This window comes from Nostoc sp. CHAB 5836 (assembly GCF_020829445.1).
In the GTDB taxonomy this organism is placed as follows: domain Bacteria; phylum Cyanobacteriota; class Cyanobacteriia; order Cyanobacteriales; family Nostocaceae; genus Nostoc.
The window spans coordinates 1-25441 of record NZ_JAIVFV010000022.1 but is presented as its reverse complement, the minus strand read 5'-3'; the positions used below and the strand labels follow the sequence as shown (position 1 = coordinate 25441).

Annotated in this window: 15 protein-coding genes; 5 read left to right on the top strand and 10 right to left on the bottom strand. The window is 41.4% G+C overall.

Annotated elements, in window-relative coordinates:
• Positions 1-502: 502 nt before the first annotated feature.
• Positions 503-1198, bottom strand: a complete 696-nt coding sequence (locus tag LC605_RS06880) for a TrkA family potassium uptake protein (RefSeq protein WP_229546814.1) — start codon at positions 1196-1198, stop codon at positions 503-505.
• Positions 1199-1431: 233 nt separating this feature from the next.
• Positions 1432-2793: a TrkH family potassium uptake protein gene (locus LC605_RS06875; RefSeq protein ID WP_229546813.1), complete on the bottom strand. Its 1362-nt coding sequence runs from the start codon at positions 2791-2793 to the stop codon at positions 1432-1434.
• Positions 2794-3067: 274 nt separating this feature from the next.
• Between LC605_RS06875 and LC605_RS06870 the strand changes: the two genes are divergently transcribed.
• Positions 3068-3910 carry a methyltransferase domain-containing protein gene (locus LC605_RS06870; protein ID WP_229546812.1) on the top strand — a complete coding sequence of 281 codons (843 nt, stop codon included), beginning with the start codon at positions 3068-3070 and terminating at the stop codon, positions 3908-3910.
• A 434-nt stretch (positions 3911-4344) separates the two neighbouring features.
• Here the strand turns inward: LC605_RS06870 and LC605_RS06865 are convergent, their stop codons facing one another.
• Both LC605_RS06865 and LC605_RS06860 read right to left on the bottom strand, forming a co-directional pair.
• On the bottom strand, positions 4345-5913 hold the full coding sequence (locus tag LC605_RS06865; protein ID WP_229546811.1) for an HlyD family efflux transporter periplasmic adaptor subunit: 1569 nt from the start codon (positions 5911-5913) through the stop codon (positions 4345-4347).
• Between the two features lie 113 nt (positions 5914-6026).
• On the bottom strand, positions 6027-9029 hold the full coding sequence (locus tag LC605_RS06860; RefSeq protein ID WP_229546810.1) for a peptidase domain-containing ABC transporter: 3003 nt from the start codon (positions 9027-9029) through the stop codon (positions 6027-6029).
• 684 nt (positions 9030-9713) lie between these two features.
• On the opposite strand from LC605_RS06860, the gene LC605_RS06855 reads away from it, so the two are divergent.
• Entirely contained in the window at positions 9714-10496 is a 783-nt protein-coding gene (locus tag LC605_RS06855) for a COP23 domain-containing protein (RefSeq protein ID WP_229546809.1), read from the top strand.
• A gap of 353 nt (positions 10497-10849) precedes the next feature.
• Here the strand turns inward: LC605_RS06855 and LC605_RS32830 are convergent, their stop codons facing one another.
• The 3 genes from LC605_RS32830 to LC605_RS06845 all read right to left on the bottom strand — a co-directional run bounded on the left by LC605_RS32830 (position 10850) and on the right by LC605_RS06845 (position 14107).
• The gene (locus LC605_RS32830) at positions 10850-10981 is read right to left on the bottom strand and encodes a hypothetical protein (protein ID WP_267868441.1); all 132 of its coding nucleotides are present in this window, start codon (positions 10979-10981) and stop codon (positions 10850-10852) included.
• A gap of 64 nt (positions 10982-11045) precedes the next feature.
• Positions 11046-12884, bottom strand: coding sequence for a penicillin-binding protein 2 (locus tag LC605_RS06850; protein WP_229546808.1), 1839 nt, complete (start codon positions 12882-12884; stop codon positions 11046-11048).
• A gap of 524 nt (positions 12885-13408) precedes the next feature.
• A complete protein-coding gene (locus LC605_RS06845; protein WP_229546807.1) occupies positions 13409-14107 on the bottom strand; it encodes a hypothetical protein in 699 nt (232 codons plus the stop codon).
• A gap of 506 nt (positions 14108-14613) precedes the next feature.
• Here LC605_RS06845 and LC605_RS06840 point away from each other — a divergent pair.
• From LC605_RS06840 to glgB, 3 genes are all read left to right on the top strand, one after another.
• On the top strand, positions 14614-14805 hold the full coding sequence (locus tag LC605_RS06840; protein WP_229546806.1) for a hypothetical protein: 192 nt from the start codon (positions 14614-14616) through the stop codon (positions 14803-14805).
• A gap of 576 nt (positions 14806-15381) precedes the next feature.
• Positions 15382-15675: a hypothetical protein gene (locus LC605_RS06835; protein ID WP_229546849.1), complete on the top strand. Its 294-nt coding sequence runs from the start codon at positions 15382-15384 to the stop codon at positions 15673-15675.
• 332 nt (positions 15676-16007) lie between these two features.
• Positions 16008-18299: a 1,4-alpha-glucan branching enzyme gene (gene glgB, locus LC605_RS06830; RefSeq protein ID WP_229546805.1), complete on the top strand. Its 2292-nt coding sequence runs from the start codon at positions 16008-16010 to the stop codon at positions 18297-18299.
• Between the two features lie 253 nt (positions 18300-18552).
• Here glgB and glgP read toward each other — a convergent pair whose 3' ends face one another.
• From glgP to LC605_RS06815, 3 genes are all read right to left on the bottom strand, one after another.
• Positions 18553-20766 carry an alpha-glucan family phosphorylase gene (gene glgP / locus LC605_RS06825; RefSeq protein WP_229546804.1) on the bottom strand — a complete coding sequence of 738 codons (2214 nt, stop codon included), beginning with the start codon at positions 20764-20766 and terminating at the stop codon, positions 18553-18555.
• Between the two features lie 737 nt (positions 20767-21503).
• Complete coding sequence (locus LC605_RS06820) at positions 21504-23954, bottom strand: hypothetical protein (RefSeq protein ID WP_229546803.1); 2451 nt, start codon at positions 23952-23954, stop codon at positions 21504-21506.
• Positions 23955-24666: 712 nt separating this feature from the next.
• The gene (locus tag LC605_RS06815; protein ID WP_229546848.1) at positions 24667-25428 is read right to left on the bottom strand and encodes an ion transporter; all 762 of its coding nucleotides are present in this window, start codon (positions 25426-25428) and stop codon (positions 24667-24669) included.
• Positions 25429-25441 lie beyond the last annotated feature (13 nt).

Genomic DNA, 25441 nt, shown 5'->3' with positions numbered 1-25441 from the left:
TTTGGAGTTAGGAGTTGGGAGTTGGGAGTTGGGAGTTGGAATTACAGGGTGCGGAATATGCTTTTCGTCAAGCGTTGCAGTGAGATTCTAACCTTGGGACAGCGATCGCAGCATACCCAAAAGCAATCAATTTAGATAAGTACGTTGGTGCGAAAAAAGTCAAGTATGTTACGAAACGTAAATAAGCTTAAAACCTTTACTAATGACCAATGACAAAGGACAAATGACAGCCTTAGCCAGTTAGCTTTATTTGCGCCAACCTACTTAGCAGCAATGCCAATGCTTATTTTAAGTAAGTCGGCAAGAATAAACCAAACAATATTACAAAACGTAAATACACTTTAAACCCTTATAAATGACGAAGGACGAAGGACAAATGACAAATGACAGCCTTAGCCAGTTAGCTTTATTTGCGTCGCTCTACTTAACTTAGCGATGGCCTTGCAAGAACAAGGTCAAATAAAGCCTGCGATCGCTACTTATCGCCCAATTCCTAACTTTGTTAAATCGGCAAACGATTGATATCTTTATTGCAACCAATAACTACCATTGCTGAACCACGTTCTAAACGCTTGGTGGGGTCAGGATTAATTAGAAATTTACCATCATGGCTCACCGCTAGTAAATTTAAACCGTAGCGGTTACGAAGTTGAAGTTCGGTGATCGTTTTGCCGTGAAATTCATCAGGCACAATCAACTCTACAATACTGTTATCTGGGTCGAGGTCAAACCGATCTAGAATTGCTGGTTTTGTCAGTGTACGCGCTAGGGCACAACCCGCTTCATACTCAGGGAAAACAACATGATCTGCTCCTACCCGCCGCAACAGTTTGCGGTGAACTTCACTAGAAGCTTTGGCAACTACGTGGGGTACACCAGCCTCTTTCACATTTAGGGTGGTTATAATGCTTTCCTGAACATAGTTACCAATCGCGATAATTACAGTATCAAATTCAAAAATTCCAGCTTCCTTGAGTGCAGCTGGTTCTGTAGAATCTAGTTGCAAAGCATGACCAACGATTCCCTCAGTCAATGCTTCTGAAACTCGTTTTTCATCAATATCTGTTGCCAGCACTTGATAACCAAAATTGTGCAGTGTCAAACAGACAGATCGACCAAAACGACCTAACCCAATTACAGCAAATTGGTGGTTATCTTTACGTAAACTCCGAAAAAAACTTAATGATGACAGATTCACCCTTTTTATCCTTATGATGGCTCCCTGTATTTAGGGCAAAAAACGGTTATACCGCTTGAATTAAAAATTTTATTTTTGCCTTAGAATGTATATTTTATCAGTTTAGGCATGGTTATTCTTTCTTCCCCACTCCCTCTGCTCTAACTAAGCTAATCGTCATTTATTTTTCCAGAATGATTCGCTTGTAGTAAGGGCTTCAGCCCTGCTTTTATGCAACTTAAATGCCGATTAGCTTATCCCACGAGTAAATTTTCTTCAGGATAGTGAATTCTAGTAGGGCGGGGGTCTCCTAGTACAGCAGACATCAGCAGTAAAACACCTACTCGTCCAACGTACATAGTAACAATTAAGATCAGCTTTGCTGCTGTAGATATAGTTGCTGTTATGCCTGTAGAAAGCCCGACAGTGGCGAAGGCTGATACCACTTCAAACAAAATTTGAATAAAATCTAATGTTGGATCTGTGAGGCTAATTAAAATGGTGGCTAAAATCACGGTTGCCACTGAACCCACCAACACACCCACAGCTTTCAAAATTAAAGTTATTGCTATTTTGCGATCATACAACAAAACTTCTTCTTTTCCGTGGAGAATCGCTTTAGTACAACTGGTTAACACTCTCAGAGTTGTTGTTTTCATTCCTCCTCCCGTACCACCTGGACTTGCACCAATAAACATCAGTGCAATCGTAATAAATAGACCTGCTGTGGTCATTTTGCCAACATCGATGGTGTTAAAACCAGCTGTTCTGGGAGTAACTGATTGAAACCAAGCTACTAATATCTGGTCACGTAAACTTAGAGAACCAAATGTTTCAGGGTTTCTGATTTCTATACAAAAAAAGGCTATTGTTCCTATTATTAGTAATATCAGTGTGGTGCTAGTTGCCACTTTGAAGTCTAGGGTAAATACTTGGGGTTGAGTTTTTTTGAGAATGCGATGTCTATCGACAAGTCGCTTTGCACTTACGCGCAACCAAAGGTACATTTCCAAAATTACCTGATAGCCAATTCCTCCAAAGATAATCAACATGGTGATGGTGAATACTACTAATAAGGATGACTGATATCCAATTAAGTTATCTTTAAACAAACTAAAACCAGCATTATTCCAAGCATTGATGCTATGAAAAATTGCTAACCAAAGTCCTTTACTCCATCCATGTTCGGGAACAAAAGCTGGTAGAAGTAAGAATACTCCTGTAATTTCAAAAATTAAAGTTGTGGCAATAATTGAACGGATCACTTGGGCGCTACCACTCATTCCCGGTCGGTCTAAAGCTTGTTGAATAGCTATTTTTTGCCGCATATCAAACTTACGACCAATGAGCAAAATCAGAAATGTCGTAGTCGTCATGTAGCCCAACCCGCCAATTTGAGCTAATAGGGCAATAAATAACTGACCCCAAAAGGAAAAATAAGTCCCAGGATCAACTACTGATAAACCTGTGACACAAACTGCGGATGTTGAGGTAAAGAGTGCCACAATCAGGTTATCCCATGTACCATTGCTAGTCGAGAAAGGCATCATCAACAGGATAGCCCCGATAGCGATGACAGCCAGAAATCCCAAACAAATTGTGCGAGCGACAGTCATAATTAACTCGTAATTCGTAATTCGTAATTCGTAATTAAGAAAGTTAGATTTAATCTGGGTTTACATCTCTTGTATGTGTATATTTCTTGAGAGGATTGGTATAAAATTGAGGAAGAGCAGTTTGTTAAAGTAAAACTGAGAAATTTTTATCAGAAGAATAAATCCCGGTTTACTTTCCTTAAAACAAAAATACCCTTATTTAATTAAAAACATATATGGTACCCTACCAGTAAGTTTTTTTTGAATTGTACTTCGTCTCAACACTACTTTTTTAATGAGTGCAACACTTTACCAGCAAATTCAGCAGTTTTATGATGCTTCCTCTGGTCTGTGGGAACAGATTTGGGGGGAACATATGCACCACGGCTACTATGGGGCTGATGGTAGCCAGAAAAAAGACCGTCGTCAGGCTCAAATTGATTTAATCGAAGAACTGCTCAATTGGGCAGGGGTAGAAGCAGCAGAAAATATTCTCGATGTGGGTTGTGGCATTGGTGGCAGTTCTTTATACTTGGCAGAAAAGTTTAATGCTCAAGCTACAGGGATTACTTTGAGTCCTGTGCAGGCTGCCAGAGCAACGGAACGCGCAATGGAAGCGAATTTGAGTCTGAGAACTCAGTTTCATGTGGTTAATGCTCAAGAAATGCCTTTTGCTGACGATTCTTTTGACTTAGTTTGGTCGCTCGAAAGTGGTGAACATATGCCAGATAAAACTAAGTTTCTTCAGGAGTGCTACCGAGTGTTAAAACCTGGTGGTAAGTTAATTATGGTGACATGGTGTCATCGACCAACTAATAAGTTACCACTGACGGCGGATGAGGAAAAGCACTTACAGGATATTTATCGGGTGTATTGTTTGCCTTATGTGATTTCTTTGCCAGAGTATGAAGCGATCGCACTTCAACTACCATTACATAATATCCGCACCGCCGATTGGTCAACCGCCGTTGCTCCCTTTTGGAATGTAGTAATTGATTCGGCGTTCACTCCCCAAGCACTTTGGGGCTTACTAAATGCCGGTTGGACTACCATTCAAGGGGCGTTATCGCTGGGGTTGATGCGTCGCGGTTATGAGCGCGGGTTAGTTAGGTTTGGCTTATTATCTGGTGTTAAGTAATTAGTGTAGGGTAGCCGATGCATTAAATCAGTGAACAGTTAACAGTTATCAGTTATCACAGTAACAGTGCGGAGATTTGACCACGACACCAAACACGCCATGCCAGAGATATGGGGGACTCTAACTCCCAACGGAAAAATTAACTGATAACTGATAACTATGTGACCAAACGTAAATAGGCTTGAAACCCTTACCACTGGAGTTTAGACTAAATTCTTTTTTAAAGGCTACAACCCTTGTGTAGTAGGGATTTTAAACTTCGGAATCAGAACAAACCTATAAATCATCAAAGCCTTGGCGGATAAAGGTTTGGAGGTTTCATAGGTAATTTTAGTCTAAACTCCAATTACCAATGACGAATGACTAAGGACAAATGACAGCCATCACCAGTTATCTTTAATTGCGCCGACCTACTTAGACATCATTTTTACAAATTAGCGTACCTGTTTTAGAGCATCAACTTGCTTGGTAAACATCTCAGTGAATAAACTAAGCACAGTCCGTTCTTCGCGTACTTTTATATTGGCAGTGATGGACATACCTGATTGCAAGTTGACGTTTTTACCTTTAATCACTAAGGATTGTCTTTCTAGTGAGACTTTTGCCGGAAATCTATAAAACTGATGTGTTTGGTCTGGTGGTAATGCGTCTGAGCCTATCCCAGTCACTTCTCCCTTAATATCGCCAAACTCGCTGTAAGGAAAGGAGTCAATTCTGACATCTACCTTCATGCCTTTTTCCACAAAACCAATATCTTTGTTAGTGATGAAAACTTCAGCTATGTAGTTTTCATTGGGGACAATTTGCAGCAGTTTTGTAGTTGGAGTTGCGACAAATCCAGGGTTTTTTGCTTGCAAATCGAAAACTGTTCCAGCTACAGGCGCACGCAGTTCTTGATATTTAACATTTAACTGCGATTGAGATATTTTACTATTTACATCTGCTAAACGCTGCTCATTATCCAGTATAACCTTCATGAATTGGCTATCAATTGTCGCAATACGCTGTTTGTTATCAGCTATCTTATCCAAAATGTTTTTATCAGAAACAGCTACTGTATTACTTAACTCTTGTTGTCCTTTTTCTACATCAAACTGGAGGCGTTTCTGTTCCTCTCCTAGTTGCGCTACTTCTGCTGTGCGGTTTTGTACTTCTTCTTGCTGGTTGAGATACTGAAGTTGAGAAATTCCACCTTCTTCTGCTAATATCTTCAGTTTATCTAAAATGCGCTGTTGAATGGCTAAACTTGATTTACTAGCTTCCAGCTTGACTTGATTTTGAGTTAGTTGTTTTTTGGTTTTTTGTACCTCCAAGCGGGCTGCTGAAGTTCGAGAGTCTAATTCCTGTTTGGCAACTCGTAGAAGTTGTTGCTCATCAATTCCCAATCCAGAATCTTGTCCGGAATTTTTTAATTGAGTCCGTAATAATTCATTTTCTCCTACTAACGCTGCCCGACTTTTCAGCAGAAAAGCAGTTTCTTGTGGTAAATTATCGCGTAAATATAATAGTTCAGAGCCTGTGGCCGTAGTTGCAGCCATCAATCGGCGATAAGCCTCGTTTTCTTTAATTAATGCAAGGCGAATTTTATTCAAAGAATTTAATTCCGCAACAGAAGCGATGGAATCAAAAGTCAGTAACAAATCTCCTGGCTTTACTCGTTGTCCATCTTTGACGTTGACTGTTTTCACTACTCCACTAACAGGAGCCTGAATTTCTTTAATTGTTCCTTGTGGCTTTAATTGCCCTGTTGCTGGCACTACTTGCTCAATTTTTGCCAAATAAGTCCAAGCAATTGCAAAACAAGCTAGACCCATTAGTGTGATCATGATTGTCCGCGACCAAATTGGAGATTGGCGCAGGACAATTGATTGCTCAAATTCATTAGTGCTTGAGTTAATTAAAGACTCTTGAGCAGCTTTTTGTTGTTTTGTAAGTACTCGTGAATCTTGCTTGACTCCGTTTTTATGATTGCCGTTGACGTGATTCCCATTAATTTGAGTCATAACAATTTTGAATTTTGGATTTGTCGTGAGCGTTCTGTCAAAGGATTTTGGATTTTTTGTAGCCTAGGCAATGTTTCCCAATGGCAAAAATCTTTGCCTCTAGCAATGACTAATTACAAGTTCACATCTTGTTGCTGATACAGGTAAAAATAATGACCTTTTACAGCCATTAATTCTTGATGGCTGCCTTTTTCGACAACCCTGCTATTATCCATGACTACAATCATGTCTGCATTACTCACGGTGTTTAGTCGGTGGGTAATAAAAAATACTGTATCACCCTTGAATGCTTTGGCTAAATTGAGACAGATTTGCCGCTCTGTGGGATAGTCTAATGCGCTAGTTGCTTCATCTAAAACTAATAATTTTGGTCGTTGTAAAACAGATCGGGCGATCGCAATTCTTTGTCGTTGTCCACCTGAAAGTGCAGAACCGCGTTCTCCCACCCGTGTGTTGTAACCGTTGGGTAAGTTCATGACAAATTCGTGGGCGCACGCAACTTGAGCGGCTTCGATAATTTCTTCGGTTGTCGCATCAGGATTTGTTAGGGCAATATTTTCCTGAACGCTACCGTCAAATAATAATGTCTCTTGGGGAACTACACCAATTTGTCGTCTTAGCGAATAAAGTTCTACTTTGGCAATATCATAACCATCAATCAAAATTCTGCCAGACTCAGTTTCGTAAAGTCTGAGCAGTAATTTCATCATCGTACTTTTACCAGACCCACTTTGTCCGACAATGCCGACAAATTTCCCTGGCTCAAATTCCAGGTTGACATTAGAAAGTTGCAGAGGGCCACTCGTCCCAAAACGGAAGGAAACATTTTCATATTTCACTGCTCCCTTGATTGTAGGTAAGGGTATATTGTAGCGGTCTGTTTCTCCTTCTTGTGGTGTATCGACAATATCGCTCAAACGCTCTAGAGACAAGGCAGTTTCTTGGAAGCTTTGCCAGAGTTGAGCCAAGCGCAATATTGGGCTGGTGACGTAACCCGATATAATTCTAAAGGCAATTAATTCGCCTAAAGTTAATTCTCCTTGGAGTACGAGATAAGCTCCCACCCATAAAACTAGTAAGCTGCTGAGTTTGTTGAGAAAGTTACTGGTAGAATTGGCGAGGGTGGAAGTGACAACTGTTTTAAAACCAGCAGCGACAAAACGAGCGTAACGCTCTTGCCAGGAAAAGCGCGATCGCAGTTCGATATTTTGCGCTTTGACGGTTTGAATTCCTGACATCACCTCCACTAGATAAGATTGAGTTTCGGCGTTGCGTTCGGCTTTGGCACGTAACTGTCTACTAATGGTCGGAGAAGCAACTAAGGTGATAATCACAAATACTGGAATTGTGCTTAAGCCGACTAAGGTGAGTTGCCAACTGTAAATCAGCATCACACCGATATAGACCAGCGAGAATAGAGCATCTAACCCGACTGTTAAGGCAGTACCAGTCAAGAATTGGCGAATATTTTCTAATTCGTTGATCCGAGTGGAAAGTTCACCCACCGGTCGGCGTTCAAAGTAGCGCAGTGGTAAACGTAACAAGTGGTCAATAATTTGCGACCCTAAACCCATATCGATCCGGTTAGTGGTATCGACAAATAAGTAGGTTCGTAAAGTAGTCAACACTGCTTCAAATAGTCCGACTACTAATAACAAAATCCCCAAAATATGTAGTGTGCCAATACTATTTTGAGTGATAACTTTGTCGATAATTAGCTGAACAACTAGCGGATTTGCCAAGGCTGCTAACTGTACGAAAAAGGAAGCGATAAAGACCTCGATCAGGACTCGACGGTGGCGCGACAAATAGGGTATAAACCACCGTAAACTAAAACGTTCTTGCGGCGTTTGATTGGTAGCATTCAGGAGTAATACCCTAACTTTGGGCGGAAAGTCGGTTGGGTCAACATCTAATTTTTCAACCAATTCAGCCGGTTTGCAGCGCACAAGTCCTTGGGATGGGACACCCACAACCACGGTATTTGCATCTACTTCATATAAAACGGCAAAATTATCACCATAACGAATCAGCGCCGGTGTCGGAATGCGCGTCACTGAAGCGATTGGTAGCTCTATCAACTGCGCCTTAAGTCCAATTGACTCTGCCAGATAAGCACTAACTTGAAACGATATAGTGCCCTGACGTTTGACTTGCTCAGTTAAGATGCGGCGAACCACCTCTCGACGAAAGGGAATTCCTAAGTGTTTCGCGATCATTTGGAAACAGGCGAAGGCTGTATTTAGTTCTCCCTTACCACCAAAAAACGGGTATTTCTTTTTTCCCGAACTCTTTGAGGTATCGGGGGCTGCTTGTGGAACTACTTCGTCTGATGCATAGGGGATATCTAGTTCCTCTGCACTATCTGATTTAGTATCAGTTACCACAAGTTCTATCTGATCACCATTTTCCAAGATCAAATCTGACGGATGTATCCCAATTAACCGTGTGGGGTTTTGACTTATGACCTCAATCTTGTCTCTATCATCGTCTGATTCTAGGCGATCGCCAGGTGAGAAATTCGTGACTGTACCGCCGCCACTCACAAACCAGACTCTTTGGCTATCTAGTTGGTTGAATGAAGTTCTTCCTTGAGGGAGGTAATGTATTTTTGCCTGTGGTAAGGCATTTTGGGCCAGTTCTCTGATATTTAAAGTAGCGATCGCTTGTTTTTGCCAATAGGAACTGACAACATCAAAAACTTCCATCAAATAACTGCGGTTCTTGCGAGCTTCGGCAAAAGCTGGGTATAAAGCCAGAAAACTAAAATATGCCGATGCATTCAAGCTTAAACATACTACTTCAGTAGAGGCGATCGCTGTTTCACAGGCGACATCGCGCAATAAACCAATTTCGCCGATAATTTCCCCAGGTTGCAGTAATTTCAGGGTGATTGGCATTTGCGTCTGAGGGTCGTATCCCAACAGGCGCACTTGTCCCTCATAAATGATCGTGATCTTTTCTGGGAGACTTTCTTTACCGATGATTTTCTGACCGAGGCGATAGCGCCAGGCTTGCAGCTGTTCTGATAGATTAGCGATCGCCGCATCTGGTAACTGATCAAACCCTTCTAGGGTGGTGACAAATTCGACAAAAGTGTTCTTAATATAAGTCATATCAAACAAGTCAAAGGTAAAAGTGAGCAATCAGGTGGAAAATATTAGGCAGCATCTCTTTTCTTGACAATGAAAGTGTTTGGTTTTATACTCTCACTGGTAAGATTGTGTAGCATTCCCAGTGAATAAATACGTCAAAATACAGAGAAAAATCGGATAATTGCATACCTCCACTCACCTGACAGAGTTCCTACTGTGATGCGTTGTTCAAAAGAAAAATAGTGTAAATAGATCGAGGACAAGTTACCACTTAGTTCACCCTACATAGTTTATACTATCTTAAAATTAATATTTAGGATTGCAAGTATGCAGCATGGGTATTCATGATCAAATCAAGCCATAGAGAGGCTCTGATGAAATTTAGCGTGCGATATCTTAATTTATGATGATCAAGATGAAAGTATCACAGATGCTTTCCTAAGTAAATACCCGAATTTTTAGTTAGGTAATAAAAAAAACTTTAAATTTCTGAATGATTTTTTACAAAAAACTTAATGGGAGTGTGAAAGCCCTGACCTTAAAAGGCAGAGGATGAAACAGGCCAAAGGCAGTGAGCTTTGTTTGAGAAACAGCGCCAGAAAAAAGCAACAGAGGAAAAAAATAGCATTTTTGATGAATCAAAAACCAGAATTATTCGTCACTTGAACTATCAATTTCCGATGGATTTCTACTGGAGGATGATTTATGTCACCAAAACTGCTGCGATTGATATCTTTAGCCGGTGTTGGTTTATCTTTGTGTCTAAGCAATTTTGCAGCAATGGCGCAATCTGATTCCACTGGCGATGGTGTAATAGTACCAACAATCCCATCACGTGGTACATCAGCACCAGTTCCAATAGACACATCAACAGGTATACCACCTTCACCCTCAGTTGACGGTACAACTCGATTTACCTGTCAGACTTACAATAATCAGTACACTGTGATGTATCAGCCACAAAGTCAACCAGGACAATTCTTTCCTTGGGCGGCGCCTGCGGCTTTGGGCGGTGGTTGGGATGCCCAAAGGCGTTGTGGTGCGATCGCCAGTCGTTTAGAACTTTATCGTCCAGATGGCTTACAAGAACTCCAGACAGCTGTAGAAAATAACGAGAATATAGTCTGCGTCACAACTGAAGCTAATCCAACCTGTAGAATTGTGCTGACAGTTCCGCGTGGGAAAGACCCCTATGTGATCCGCAATAGTGTTTTTCAGAACTTGACTACTGCTGACAGTGGACAACAGACCATCGCCGTTAACACTTATGGCGATCGTAGTAGTGGAGCCAACGAATTATATAATTTAGGACGGACACTTCTAGGCAGTGGCAATAATCGGGTTAGTTCATCTAGAGGTGGGATTAATCTGAAACCTTTCCTCGATGCAAAAGATGGTGGTACTGGAAACAAATTGCGGAGTGGTGTTGCAATTCGTCGTCAGTCTCAGCCTAACGGTGTTCGTCTAAATCCTCGTAATTTCCGGTAAGCAATAGTAGTTTTTATTACAAAATGACTTTCAAATAAAAAATATCCAACTACTTCTTGTGGGGCGGGCATCTTTGTCCACCTTTTTTTTTACAAAAAAGGCTCCAGCGCTGAGGGGAGAAGGCAGCTATGTAAGAAGTATTAATAAAAACTTTAGTTCTGGGTTATTGCGCGTTAGTATGAAAAGATTTGTGTCTATAAGTCAATACGGTTCACAAAAGGGCTGAAACTCTTTTTTTACGAACCACAGAGGCGCAGAGAACACAGAGAGAAGAGAGAAAGAAAGAGAAGGAGGAAATACTTAAATAAACCGTATTGGTTTATAAGTACGTTGGTGCAAAAAAACTAAGTATGTTACGAAACGTAAATAAGCTTAAAACCCTTACAAATGACCAATGACCAATGACAAATGACCAATGACCAATGACCAATGACAAATGACCAATTACAAATGACCAATGACCAATGACCAATGACAAATGACAAATGACAGCCTTAGCCAGTTAGCTTTAATTGCGCCGACCTACTTATCCATATATCTCCCCCTTCCCTACGGCGCTTCCTTCTGCTGCTCGATCGCCTTACTTGGCGGAATCTCCTCAAGAGGAATCAGCGCTTCGATTACCGACTTCACAATTGGCGCGGCGACGGTAGAACCATAGGCACTTTCTCCTTTTGGCTCATCCACCAGTGCAAACACTACATAGCGAGGAGATTCCACGGGCAAAATAGCCACGAAGCTGGTCATTCTAGCACCTTTAATGTAACCACCATTAGGACTAGCTTTTTGGGCTGTACCAGTTTTACCAGCAATGCGATATCCCGGAATTTGTGCCGCCTTCCCGCTCCCTTCAGTAACAACAGTTTCCATCATTTCCACAACCTTTTGGGTTGTTGCGGCTGAGAAAATTTGGCGGGGGATGGTGTGAGTGGGTGAATCATGAGTTTGCCCTTTGCTATCAATCAGCCCTCGAACTACATGGGGTGTTACCAACTTACCGCCATTGGCTAAAGCTCCGTGCATTTGCACAAGCTGTAACGGTGTCATAGAAAAGCCTTGCCCAAAGGAAGTAGTAGCTGCTTCAATTGGCGAAGCGATAAATTCTTCTTGACTTTTGAGCCGGCCACCGACTTCAAAAGGTAAATCTGTATCAACTTTTTGTCCTAGCCCCAAACGTTCTAGCCAGTTGTAGTAAATTGAAGGCTTTAAGCGCTGGATCATTTGCACCATGCCAATGTTGCTGGAATATTGCAAAATCTGAGCGATGCTGATTCGCCCATTAGCATTTTTCATCGCATTTTTGATGGTGTAATTAGCTACTCCAATAGAACCGGAGTCATTAAATACATCATCTGGTTTAATTACGCCATTTTCCAGAGCGATCGCCACATTTAAAGGCTTAAAAGTCGATCCCGGTTCATAAAGATCTGCCACCGTCCAGTTTTTGAACAGTGAAATATTAGCTTTGGAGTATTCATTAGGGTTATAAGTAGGCTCAGAAACCAGGGCGAGTAAGGAACCATCCAACGCATCCATCACAATTACCGCCCCACGTTTAGCGTCAAACTTCTCCATCTGTTGTTTGAGCGCAGTGCGAGCAATTCGTTGCAGACGGCTATCGATAGTCAGTTGCAGTCGCAAATCATCAAAATGCAAAAAACCTTCAGGGGCATGATCAGGCATTAGGGCCCCATTACCCGACCGACTGAGCCGCACAGCTTGCACAGGACGTTCTAGCAACTTCTCTTGAGAGTATTCCACACCTGCTTGACCACGGCGGTCAAGATTCACATAACCCACCACATCAGCAATCAAATCATCTGCCGGATAAAATCGGGAGTATTTTTGAATCCACTCCAAGCCATTTAAGCGCAAAGAGATGACGCGATCGATCATTTCTTCCGGTAGGGCTGGAGCAATTATAATTCCGCTTCTTTTGCTTTGAAAAGTTTTTACCAATTCAGCAGTATCTTTTGCCAATATTGGGGCAAGTTGCCCTGCCATCTCTTCATTAGACTTATCAAACAGCTTAGGATGAGCGTACAAAGTATATACAGGACGATCAATTGCCAAAAAATTGCTATTGCGATCTACCACCGGGCGACGTGGCATAAAAGGTCGCAAATTCACCATTTGCTGGCTTCGTGCCTGCTCTGTTAGCTTTGGCCCCTTGACAATTTGCAAGTTATACAAATTGACACCCAATCCCAACCCTGATGCCATTAATACGCCCCAGACGATGAACAGTCGAGACTTGGTTTTGGATCTTTGGTCTTGGATATTAGAGGCTAATTTTCCCAACAACCCTCGTTTATAACCCTTTTGTTGTCTTGTGAATGCTCGATTGCGAAACTTTCTAAATTTTCTTCTGCTTGGTGACTTCTCCATTGGGTTCGTCCTTTGTCATTTGTCTTTTTTAAAAGGGAACAGGGAACACCCGCATTTCTCACAAGCTCCCCTGCTCCCCTCGCGGGTGAAGTAATAAGTAATAAGTAATAAGTAAGATTCTTTACTCATTACTTATTACTCATTACTTATTACTCTTTACTTATTTAATTAATGAGATGTGGTGAGAAATCCAGGAACAGGGAACAGGAAAATTAGGCGTTCCGTAAGCGTCAGCCCAAGGGAGATGTCTATTTGAACCACAATCTTCACTAGCGCACACAGACGTCATTGGTGTCAACTTAAGTCAGAAAGCTCATTCACACTCATTTTACCCCACACGCCAGATGCTCCACTTGGGGAGACCCCAGACGCTCTCCCTGTGTCCTTCTCTAACGAGACGCTGCGCGAAGGCGTCTTCTCTACGAGACGCTCAGGAACCGCGCAGCCGAAGTAGCGCAGTCGAACGCGAGTGCGTCCCGCTCTTAAGGGAGCCGAGGTATTACGAATTACAAATTATGATCCGATTAGTATCCCAGTGGGAAGAGTGTTTGCTGTTGTGTTTCCGAATTTGGGGTTGTATTAGATGATCCTGGCTTAGGACTTTGAGATGCTGGAAGCAAGAAAATCATCCCTTCAGGAGTTGGCGATACCAACCCTGCTGTTGATTGTTCTGCTTCATCAGCCATTTTATTTTTCAACGTCGCGTTGGTTGTTGTTAGCAGGCGCTCATGACGTTGGAGCTTTTGCAGTCTGCTATATGACTGACCCCAAAGTTCTTGAGAATATACCGTCCAGCCGTAAACAGCAAGTGTTGATGCTACTAACGAGAACGCCAAAACTGTCGAATAACGATGAAAAGTGTATAAGCGCAGCAACCACAAAGGTGTCGCTCCAGAATTAGCCATTGTGGGAAGGCGAAGAAAACCTACCCTTGCACTCTTGGGGTTCACATTCAACTGCTCATTGAGATTTGGCACTTGTTGTCTACCCAACTCTTTCACTGATTTGGGCATAATTGCTTCATTCCTGGAAGAAACCGCTAGATTTTTCGAGGAATGCTGTTGTCTTTGAGAGGATAGTGGTGCAGCTTGGGTAGGTGGGGTCAAAGCGCTCCGTGCTGCTGACTGCATACGCGCAGAGGGTCGCCTCCCTAAAGAAAAGATAGAATCTCGCCGGAACCAATTATCCCTTGTAGAAACAGTAGATTTACGAGCAACTACCATAAGTTTTTTTTAGATGGGAAATACTGTACTTTAGATTGATTGTCTTGATTGTCTGTTTTTGCTGAGGTTAAAATTACCTTCTGTGCAAAAAGGACACATAACACACTACACCCTTTTAACTGTTTTGATAGGTAGCTGTACCAATGTTTGCATCCCCTAGATATTGCAATGTTTGCAATCAGCGATTAGCAACTGGACAGCTTACTCTTTAGGCATCGCACCTAAAGTATGGCAACGTCGGGTAGCAAGGTGCAATACTCTTTGAAAAAAATAAAATTTTTTGCTATGATGGCTGAGTTTAGTAGAGAATTTGGTAGTTTCCGTTTTCCTCCTGAGTTAAGAGAAACTAATCAGATGACTGTATGATAGGTAATCCTAAAAAGAATACCCCAAAAAATTGTTTTTTTAAGGATGTAATCTCGCAGAATTTAAAAAAAAGCAATAAATAGGGTATCGTATTGAACAGGCGAAAAATTGTTCTAGCCATAATTGGTGAAAGAGGAGTTATGAAAACAAAAATCTTTGGTTTTGCTCTAATGTTAAGTCTGGCTGCAATTCTCGGAGCCTGTGAAGGTGGTGGTGGTGGTGGTACTGGTACTAGTACTCCAGCTGCTACAGGTGAACCAACTGATGCACCTCCTGCTGGGTCTACTCCTGCTACTACTCCCGCAGCGACTCCCACTGTTACTCCTAGATAAGGCATCTTAAACTCATCTTAAACTTTAGTTGAAATCACGCCCAGAACTGCTTAGTTACAGCGTTCCTTAACTAGAACATAGCTTGAATTAATCAGGTTCAGGTAAAAACCTACATTCTAGTGTAGGTGTATCAGAGCCTAGAGTTTGCTCAAATATCAGCTAAGTAGGGCATGAAATAGAGGACACTGGTAAAGAGGGCTACGTCCTCAACCAAGTGTCCGCCGGAAATTCCCGCTTGTCGAACCTTGTTCCCAGCCCAAGGTAATTGAGTTATGTGAATCTAAGCCATTTTGTGGACAAGGTTCTTCCCTCGTTTTGGATTTGGAATTCCTTAGACTACTAACTTTTGAGAGGGCAAAACAATTTATCACGATCGCTGGCAATTGCTCTTGAGCATTCCCTGTAGTCTATTCCGTATCAGGAGAGACCTGGTGATGTCCGTTGATATTGCCAGATTTTTATTGGGAAAATTTGGGTATGGGCTATGGAACACGAGAAAACAGATTTTCATCCGGCGTTGTGAACGGAGTTCAGCATATGGGGAGAGTTAAAGCGAAAAATGCGATAAAATTACTTATGTTAGTTGTGATTAGTGCAACTTTATTTATATTAAGTAGCGACTGGGAATCAGAGGTAATAGCATTACCGCCACCGGAGGATACACCAGAAGAAATATTACGGACAAAGATGATCATAGAAGCGCGATCGCCTATTGATGGAAAATTTCTCACAGCTGCCGAATACGCCCAATTGCAAGCCCAGCTGCAAGAAGCCCCGCCACCAAAACTAGACCCCAAAATTCGCGAACAGATTTTCTTGCTTCGCTTGCGTAAAACGTTACTTCAGTTTTTCCCATTTTTAAATTTTTGATAAACTTAGTTATTTGTTATTTGTCATTTGTCATTTGTCCTCTGTGGAATGCTCAATACTTCGACCCTTCTCTTCTTAGGCTGCGCCAATGGCAGAGCTACGGGTAACCCAGGCACTCACGTTCGACAACTCTTGGAGACGCACTCGCGTTCGCGCTTGGTGAACGTAGTCGAACGCGAGTGCGTCCCGCTCTTAAGGGCAGTACAAGTGCCCAATGTCCCATTCTGATGTAGGATGACGGTGGCGACAAAATTGCAAATAAATGTAAAGAATATATATAGATATTAAAAAAGTAGATTTAGTCAATCACGTTATTTTACTTAGGTAGCTTCATGTCCATGACCACGATCGCCCCTGAACAGGTTAACAGCATCGTTTGGAATCAGCATAACGATCCCTTTGAAATATTAGGTTCTCATCCCATAGAAAAAGATGGTAAAACTGTCTGGGCTGTGCGAGCCTATCTACCAAATGCAAGTGCAGCATGGGTTGTTCTTCCTGAACAACGGAAGGAATACCCAATGCAAACAGTGCATCACCCCCACTTTTTTGAATGCACCATTGAAACCACAGAACTGGCAAACTACCAGTTAAAGATTAAAGAGGGGGAACATGAGCGTGTCACTTATGACCCTTACGCTTTCCGTTCTCCCCACTTGACAGACTTTGACTTACATTTATTTAGTGAAGGCAATCATCACCGGATATATGAAAAACTGGGAGCGCACTCCACGGAAATAGACGGGGTTAAAGGCGTTTATTTTGCTGTTTGGGCACCCAACGCTCGTAATGTTTCATTATTGGGAGATTTCAATCTCTGGGATGGGCGTAAACACCAGATGCGTAAAGGGCCCACCGGAGTTTGGGAATTGTTTATTCCGGAAATTGGTGTGGGGGAGCATTACAAATATGAAATCAAAAATTTTGAAGGACATATCTACGAAAAATCTGATCCCTACGGTTTCCAGCAGGAACCCCGCCCGAAAACGGCATCTATTGTCACTGATTTAAATGCTTACAGCTGGAGTGATGAAGACTGGATGGCAAAGCGGCGTCGCACTGACCCCCTCAAAGAGCCTGTCTCAGTCTATGAAGTGCATTTAGGCTCTTGGTTACACGCTTCGAGTGCCCAACCAGCTAAACTCCCCAATGGTGAAACGGAAGCTGTAGTTGTGGTTTCTGAACTGAAACCGGGCGCACGCTTCCTGACCTACCGGGAACTAGCTGACCGACTCATTCCCTATGTTAAAGAACTAGGATACACTCATCTAGAAATGCTGCCCATTGCGGAACATCCCTTTGATGGTTCTTGGGGTTATCAAGTAACTGGGTACTATGCCCCTACATCTCGTTTTGGCAGCCCCGAAGATTTCATGTATTTTGTTGACAAATGTCACCAAAATGATATAGGGGTAATTGTAGATTGGGTTCCTGGTCACTTTCCCAAAGATGGACATGGTTTAGCTTTCTTTGATGGCAGCCACCTATACGAACACGCTGACCCCCGCAAAGGTGAACACAAAGAATGGGGTACTTTGGTGTTCAACTACGGTCGCCATGAAGTTAGTAATTTCCTGGCAGCAAATGCCCTCTTCTGGTTTGATAAGTACCACATTGACGGGATTCGTGTCGATGCTGTTGCCTCGATGCTCTATAACGACTATTGCCGCAAGCCAGGAGAATGGCTACCCAACAAGTACGGCGGCAGAGAAAACCTAGAAGCAGCAGATTTTCTGCGTCAGGTAAATCATATTATCTTTAGCTATTTCCCCGGTATTCTCTCAATTGCTGAAGAATCTACTTCTTGGCCAATGGTATCTTGGCCTACCTACACAGGCGGACTGGGTTTTAATCTGAAGTGGAATATGGGCTGGATGCACGATATGCTGGATTACTTCAGTATGGATCCTTGGTTCCGTCAGTTCCACCAAAACAACATCACCTTTAGTATGTGGTACAACCACAGCGAGAACTTCATGCTGGCTCTGTCCCACGATGAAGTGGTGCATGGTAAGAGCAATATGATTGGCAAAATGCCGGGGGATACATGGCAGAAGTTAGCTAATGTGCGTTGTTTGTTTAGCTATATGTTTGCTCACCCAGGTAAGAAAACCATGTTTATGAGCATGGAGTTTGGGCAATGGAGTGAGTGGAATGCTTGGGCAGATTTGGAGTGGCATTTATTACAGCATGAACCCCACCAACAGTTAAAAACGTTTTTCCAGGATTTGAACCATCTGTATCGTTCTGAGCCAGTTTTGTACACCCAGGATTTTGCTGAACCTGGGTTTGAGTGGATTGACTGTAGCGATAATCGCCATAGTGTAGTTTCCTTTATCCGTCGCGATCGCGATTCTGATGATTTTGCGATCGTCGTTTGCAATTTTACACCACAACCCCATTCTCATTACCGTATTGGTGTACCCCAAAAGGGATTTTATACCGAGTTGTTTAATAGTGATGCGCGTAAGTATGGTGGCAGTAATATGGGCAACTTAGGCGGTAAGTGGACGGATGATTGGTCTTTGCACAGTCGTCCCTATTCGCTGGATTTGTGTTTGCCACCTTTGGGAGTGTTGATTCTCAAGTTGGATAAGAAGAAGACTGCTGAGGTAATTGGATAATATAGCGGTTCTCCCTTGGGTGCAGTACAGTTTTGACCTCTCTCCTAAAAGGAGAGAGGCTTTGAATCTTACTCCCTAACGCTAGAAGGGAAGGGGCCGGGGTTAGGTCTGTATTCCATGCAATTGAGAACCGCTATAAGTCAATACGCTTGGGTTAAGGCTAAAATGCTTTGTCAAAGTCAATTTTTTTGACGAACCACAGAGGCGCAGAGGACACTGAGAGAAGAAAGAAATGCTTAAAGGTGTGGGTATGTCAAAGCAGAACTTTAGCTAAAATCGGTTGTACGCTCTTAGAAATCTCAGGGACATAGACTTGTGAAACGTAGTCGGCAATCATTCTGTCAGTGTTGAATAACGGCGCATTTGTCTGAATGGAAGTTTTCATCATCTGCACCCAACGGTGGGGAATACCTTGAGGATCTTGGTCATAGTATAGAGGAACAATTTCTTCTTCTAATAGCTGATAAAGCGATCGCGAATCAATCCGATCTTGCAATTCTTGATCGCTGGTATGAGCATCTTCACCAATTGCCCAACCGTTAATTCCTTTGCCATCTGGCCCTGCTTGGTAGCCTTCGCACCACCAGCCATCCAAGACGCTGCAATTAAGACCGCCGTTAAAGCAGACTTTTTGCCCACTTGTACCAGAGGCTTCCAAGGGACGACGGGGATTATTCAACCAAACATCCACACCTTGCACTAATTTTTGACCGGTGTAAATGTCATAATCTTCAATAAAAGCGACTCGGTTGATAATCCCGGAATTGTGGCACCACTCCATTAAGCGTTGGATAATCCGCTTACCTTCTTCATCGGCTGGGTGGGCTTTACCTGCAAAGATAATTTGTACTGGACGTTGAGCATGGCCAAAAATATTTAGTGCGCGTTCAGCATCGCGCAAAATCAGATCCCCACGCTTGTAAGGGCTAAAGCGTCGAGCAAATCCAATGGTCAATACATTGGGATCGAGTAAGTTTTGTGTTGCTTGAATCAGTTCATAATTTTCGCCGCGCAACTCTCGCGCTTTCTTCACCTTAGAACGGGTGAAGGCAATCAATCTTTCTTTGAGGATGAGATGCCGTGACCACAATTCTTTATCGGGAATCTCGTCAACTTTAGCCCACATCTTAGGATCAACGGCGCGACTTTTCCAATCTTCTCCCAAATATTGGTTATATAAGTCAGCCAACAAAGGTGCAGTCCAAGTGGGTGCATGAACGCCATTGGTAATGTAACCAATTGGTACTTTGTCTTCCGATCGCTGCGGATAAAGAACTGTCCACATTTTACGGGAAACTTCACCGTGTAATTCACTCACGCCATTACAAGCACGAGACATCCGTAATGCTAAAACGGTCATGCCAAAGGGTTCCCAAGGATCGCCTAGTCGCCTTGCACCCAGTGCTAAAAATTGTTCGCGGGACAGTCGCAATTGCGGCCAATAGCTGGCAAAGAAAGAATCTATTAAATCGGGAGAGAAGACATCATGACCGGCGGGAACGGGGGTATGGGTGGTAAATACACAACTGTTTCGCACCTTGGCTTCAATGTCGTAGAACGATTTACCAGTCCGCTCAATTTCTAACCGCGCAATTTCTAAGGTGCAAAATGCCGCGTGTCCTTCGTTGAGGTGATAGACAGAAGGTTCAATTCCCAAAGCGTGTAGGGCGCGAACACCGCCAATTCCCAAAACGACTTCTTGGGCGATGCGGGTTTCCAAGTTACCGCCGTATAGATGTCCCGTTAGCCATCGGTCAATGGGATCATTATCGTTGCGATCGCTATCTAATAAATATAATGTTACTCGCCCAACTTGCACTCGCCAGATTTGCACTTTCACAAACCTCTGGCGAACTTGTAACTCGATAATTATCGGTTCCCCTTGCTCATTTTTAATTAACTCCAGGGGCATCTGCTGGAAGGCGTTGTCAATATAATAATCTTCTTGCCAACCTTGACGGTTCAAGCGTTGCCGAAAATAACCTTGGCGATACAACAAGCCAACACCAACCATCGGTACACCCAAATCTGATGATGATTTCAGGTGATCCCCGGCGAGAATGCCCAAGCCACCGGAGTAGACGGGTAGGGATTCATGGATCCCAAATTCGGCGCAAAAGTAGGCAATGGGGCGTTCTTTGGATACTTGCGGTGCAACTCGACTCACCCAAGTATCTTGCTGGTTGATGTATTGGTCAAACTCACGTGCTAGACCCGATATCTGCTTTAAGTAAAATGGGTCTTCTGCTAATTGTGTCAAACGCTCATAACTTGCAGACTCTAAAATCGCTACTGGATTATGCCCACAACGTTCCCATTCTTGGGGATCAATTGTTTGGAATAGGGAGATGCGATCGCCACTCCAACTCCACCAGTAGTTATAAGCCAAATCTGCCAAACGCTTGAGCGGTGAAGGTAACTTTTCACTCAAACGTCGTGCTGCGGTGATTCCACTGCTATTAGCCATACTAAATCTATGTCCTCGCGCTTAACTTTTTCTCTATTTCACTCATCATCTGCTCGCAACCGATTCCTCTTCAGGTTTATGACCTGGAGTCTTCATTTATGAATCCTCCCCTGAAGTCAGAGCAGTTTCTCGGCATCAAACCTTATCCAAGTAAATGGTTTTTATTGTTTTCGTCTTCTCAAAATTATCTCTACTTTTGCACAGGTTTAATATTTTTTTCTATCAAATTCGTTGACATTATTTTAACTTTTTTATTTTATTGTTAATATTTATTTAAATGTTAACAATCAGCAACTAAAATTATTTATATTAGGTTGAAAATCTAAGGACAATATCATATTTCAGGTAAATAGACCACGGGGTAGGGAACAATGCTCATTAGTGTCAACTGAAGCTGGAAATGCCTATCTGTTGGCTTCGTCACCCGCCTTGAACTACGTCACCCGCCTTGAACTAAAGTTCAAGGCTAATAGCTAAAGTCTACTGAAGTAGACTAAAGATTTTTCCGATTATTTAGTCATCTTTTAGATGACTTTCGCTATCAGCAAGGAACTTCAGTTCCTTGCGGGACATAACTTTCACCTTAGTTGACACCTATAAGCAATGTTCCTGACGACAGATATGGTTCCAATACTTGTCTGGCGATCGCTTACTTGGCTGTGTCAACCTCCCAAATCCAAACCAGACTTGCAATTTTAGCTAGATCAATGGGAGTATTTCACCAACTGAGGTTACTCCTATTCCTTGGTGGCAAACCATTGTAGTGGCAAAAGTTTCATAATATTTATGACAGATTTTAAAGTTTTTAATTCGGGCATATCTGGTTTTAACTGTTCTGCGATCGCTAATTTTGGTTCAGCTTGTGCAGGTTGAAAGTTATATAGATAAACAAAAGCTAAATAAAGCCATGTATAAGGATTTTGAGCATCATATTTAGTTAATTCTATTAAATTTTGGATTAATTCTGGGACTTGGCGCTGTAAAAGTTGTGATAAAACTAGAGTGTAACGCCAATTTAAGTTATTTGGCTCTCTTTGCAGACGATAATTAGCCGCAGAATCAATTTGTTTTAAATAATCTTGAGTAGGATCATATTGATTAAAATTATCTATTTGTACAAAGATATTATTTAATTTGCCCTGTTGTAATTCTTGTGCTAGTTGTGAAGTTCGGGTAACCAAGTCTAAAGGTGGCAATTTTTCTACTGTTCCTACATCTGTCACATTGACAGTAATATCGGGGATATTTAAAGATGTGATTTTGTTGTTTATTCTATCTAAATAGAGCGCTGATAGTTGATATTTTCCTAGCGGTAGTGTTTTGGGAATAAATGTGGCTAAGGCTTCTTTCACCCGGAAAGTTCCTTCAGGATGACATTTGATCCCACAGTATAAATTACCCAAGCCAATGGCATGATCATGATACCAAGATGATTGGCTATTTTGCCATTTTAATAGTAATAAACCGTTTTGCAAATCATCCCATGAGCCTGTTATTTCATAGGTCACAGGGTTATTTTTATCTAAAATTGCTTGCTGAGAAATTGCAACTTTTTCTAGCCTTATTACAGACTGACTATTACTTAACTTTTCAACAACTACATAAGGATTTTTGCGATGATATAATCGGATTTTATCTCCATTAGGCAATATCCAATCGCCTTGTAATTTCAAATCAGTAGAAGATTCAACTAAAGATTTTAATTTTCGTTTAGTCTCTCCCCTTTCTCCTGGTTCCTCTGGTTCATTATCTCTGGTGACATACCAAGAAAAATTTTGTAAATCTTGCTCTACCTGAGATAAGTTCGTTGTTAATTTTCTGCCATATACCCGAAAATCTGCTAATGTGCCAAAATAATCTAAAGTAAACTCATTTATCTGAGGTGTAGAAACGGGAATTACACCTAAAGTTGACCTTAAATATGGATTGGTTTCGATGATTTTATTTATGAGTTTATCCAGAGGATATTTCTTACCATCATTATTAGGTAAATGTTTACCACCCCATGCTTGAATTAGGGGTAATGGAAACAAATTATTGAGTATAATTACGCTACTTAATAGTAGAGTGGCTAATCTCAGTTTATCAAAATATCTATTCTCAATTAAGTTAAAGAAATCCGCCAAAATTAAACTAATTATAGGAAAGCATGGCAGAATAAATCTAACGTCTTTATTTGTGCCTAAAGAACAAATTATATAGCTACTTACTAAGGTAACTAATAACCAAATTCGAGCCGATTTATGGAGATTCCCTGGAATTAAATCAATAGTAAATCGAGATTTAATTAGATAAACCAACAAAATACCAATACTCACAGATAATATTGGTAAACCGACGCTTTCTGGGATGATCTGTGGATAGTATAACCATCCAGCAATACTTGTGGGAGAAGGATCACCCTCCCCTTTTCCGACTTGGTTAGCATTTAATGCCGATGTAATAATCGTTAACCAATTTAAGCGATACCAAGAACCACAAATTAACCAAGCTATCGTCAAAGATGAGCAAGTTTGAATTAGCTTGATCAATTTACGTTTTCTAATAAAACTAATTAATGTCCAAATGCTAGGAACTAAAATAAAAATAAAACCTGTAGGTTTAGCCAACAAGATTAAACCTATTCCTCCGCCCAATATGATAGTTAACACCCATGATACAAACCCAATATAACTATCTTTCCAAATCGTCAAAATTGTGAAAGTTACTGTAACAATTGCTGTCAAACCATAATCTAATAAATAATCTGTCCGCATAATTCCCAAAACAGGAAATAACAGGCAAAACATGCTGGCAGTTATGCTAGTTTTTCGATTTTTAAATAAAAAATTACCTAAATGATACACTGAAAGTATAATCATCGCAGTATACAATAAATTTACCCAACTTGCTTGGTCTGATCCACGTCCAAACAATATCAAAAATGGTACAGTGCAAATATATACAAAAGGAGCGCGATAACTTGGAGTTAATTGCCACAGAGATAACCACCAATTTCCTGAGAAGATATTGAAGTTTTGAAAAATTCTATAGTGGTGTAATGCTGTCGTTAAATGTGCGCTTTGATCGTAGGATGGAATCGATTCATCTAAGAAAAACCAAGTTCTATCTATAGCTAATGCTATCAGCCAAATTGTTAATAGGATGATATAGTCTTTTCGATGCTGAGAATGGTTAAAATTACTCATATTTCTTTGCTTTAAATCAAAGTTAAACCAATTATATATGTGTCATGTATCGCCCTTTGACCCATACTAAAATAAATATCTGACAATTCAGGTCATGTGGGAAAGCTAACGATTAACCCCCAGAGCAAGCTTCCCGACGCGGGAAGGGGGAAACCGTGAAAAATCACAAATAAATAATAGCTGAACAGTGAGGACAACTCAGGGGTATTTCATTCTAGACATAAACCACCCGGAACTGAAGTTCCTGGCTCATAGCTAAAGTCCGTTAAAACGGACTATAACCTTTTTTCAGTCGTCTTTAGACGACTTTCGCTATTAGACTCAGAATTCATTCTGAGGCGGGCTAGATGAGAATGAAATAGCCCTGCATATTATTTGGAGTTTGTAGTGAGGACTTTAGTCCTCAAAATCAGGGCTGAAGCCCTGACTACAAACTAAAAGCTTTTATTTTTTGTGACACTTACCTAAGTCCTATATATTAGACATCTGGTGAAAAAGAATTGTTTTGACGTAGCAGTGCTACGTCTCTACAAGGGTTCTGGGTAACGCATATTTAATTTCTACCAGATGTCTATTATTCTCAACACCTAAGGGTAATCAAGTTGAGCTAACTTTTGTGCTTCATCGCAACTCAACCCTAACTCTGCACCAACGGTTTCGGGATTAGCAAAGAAACGCTCTCTAAATTCCGTAGCCGCCACCACTTACTCTGTCAATCAACTCTACGACTAGGTAACTTAGTCCCGCACCTTTTACAAAACCCAGCATCTACATCATGGAAAGCTAAACCACAATCTGAACAAACTGTTTCTACCTGATTAGCAGTTTTCACTACTCGCTTAATTAAATCTCCCACTTGCCAAGGAATTAGCGCAATTCCTGTAAAAATCATCAATACTGTTAGCAAACGCCCTAATTCAGAAATGGGAATAACATCGCCAAATCCGACAGTTGTCATTGTGACAACAGAGAAATAAAATGCATCCAAAAATGTACCGTAATTTTGAGGATTAACCGGATGCTCGACTTGATAAATTAAGCCAGAATAAATAAAAACAATTGCAAATAATGTAAATAATATTCGCGCAAAAATCATCCCATCTTCAGTGCTGATACTGGCGAATAAAAATTTCCGATCGATAAATCTGATTAATCGTAAAATCCGAAACCATCGCAGTAGGCGAATAAAGCTAATATCCACCATTCCTAGAAAAAATGGCAAAATCGCCATTAAGTCAATAATCGAATAAAAACTAAAAATATACTTAATTTTGTTTTCTGCACTCCACAGACGGAGTGAATATTCCACTGCGAAGATGATGACGATCGCAGTATCAGTGACATTCAACTCAAACCGCATATAATCAGGAATATTATATGTTTCTGCCACAAAAATTCCTGATGATATTAGCACCAAAGAGGCAAGTGTTAAATTAATCGCCTTACCTATTGGTGTTTCCAGGTCTTTTACGATTAATCAGATTTAT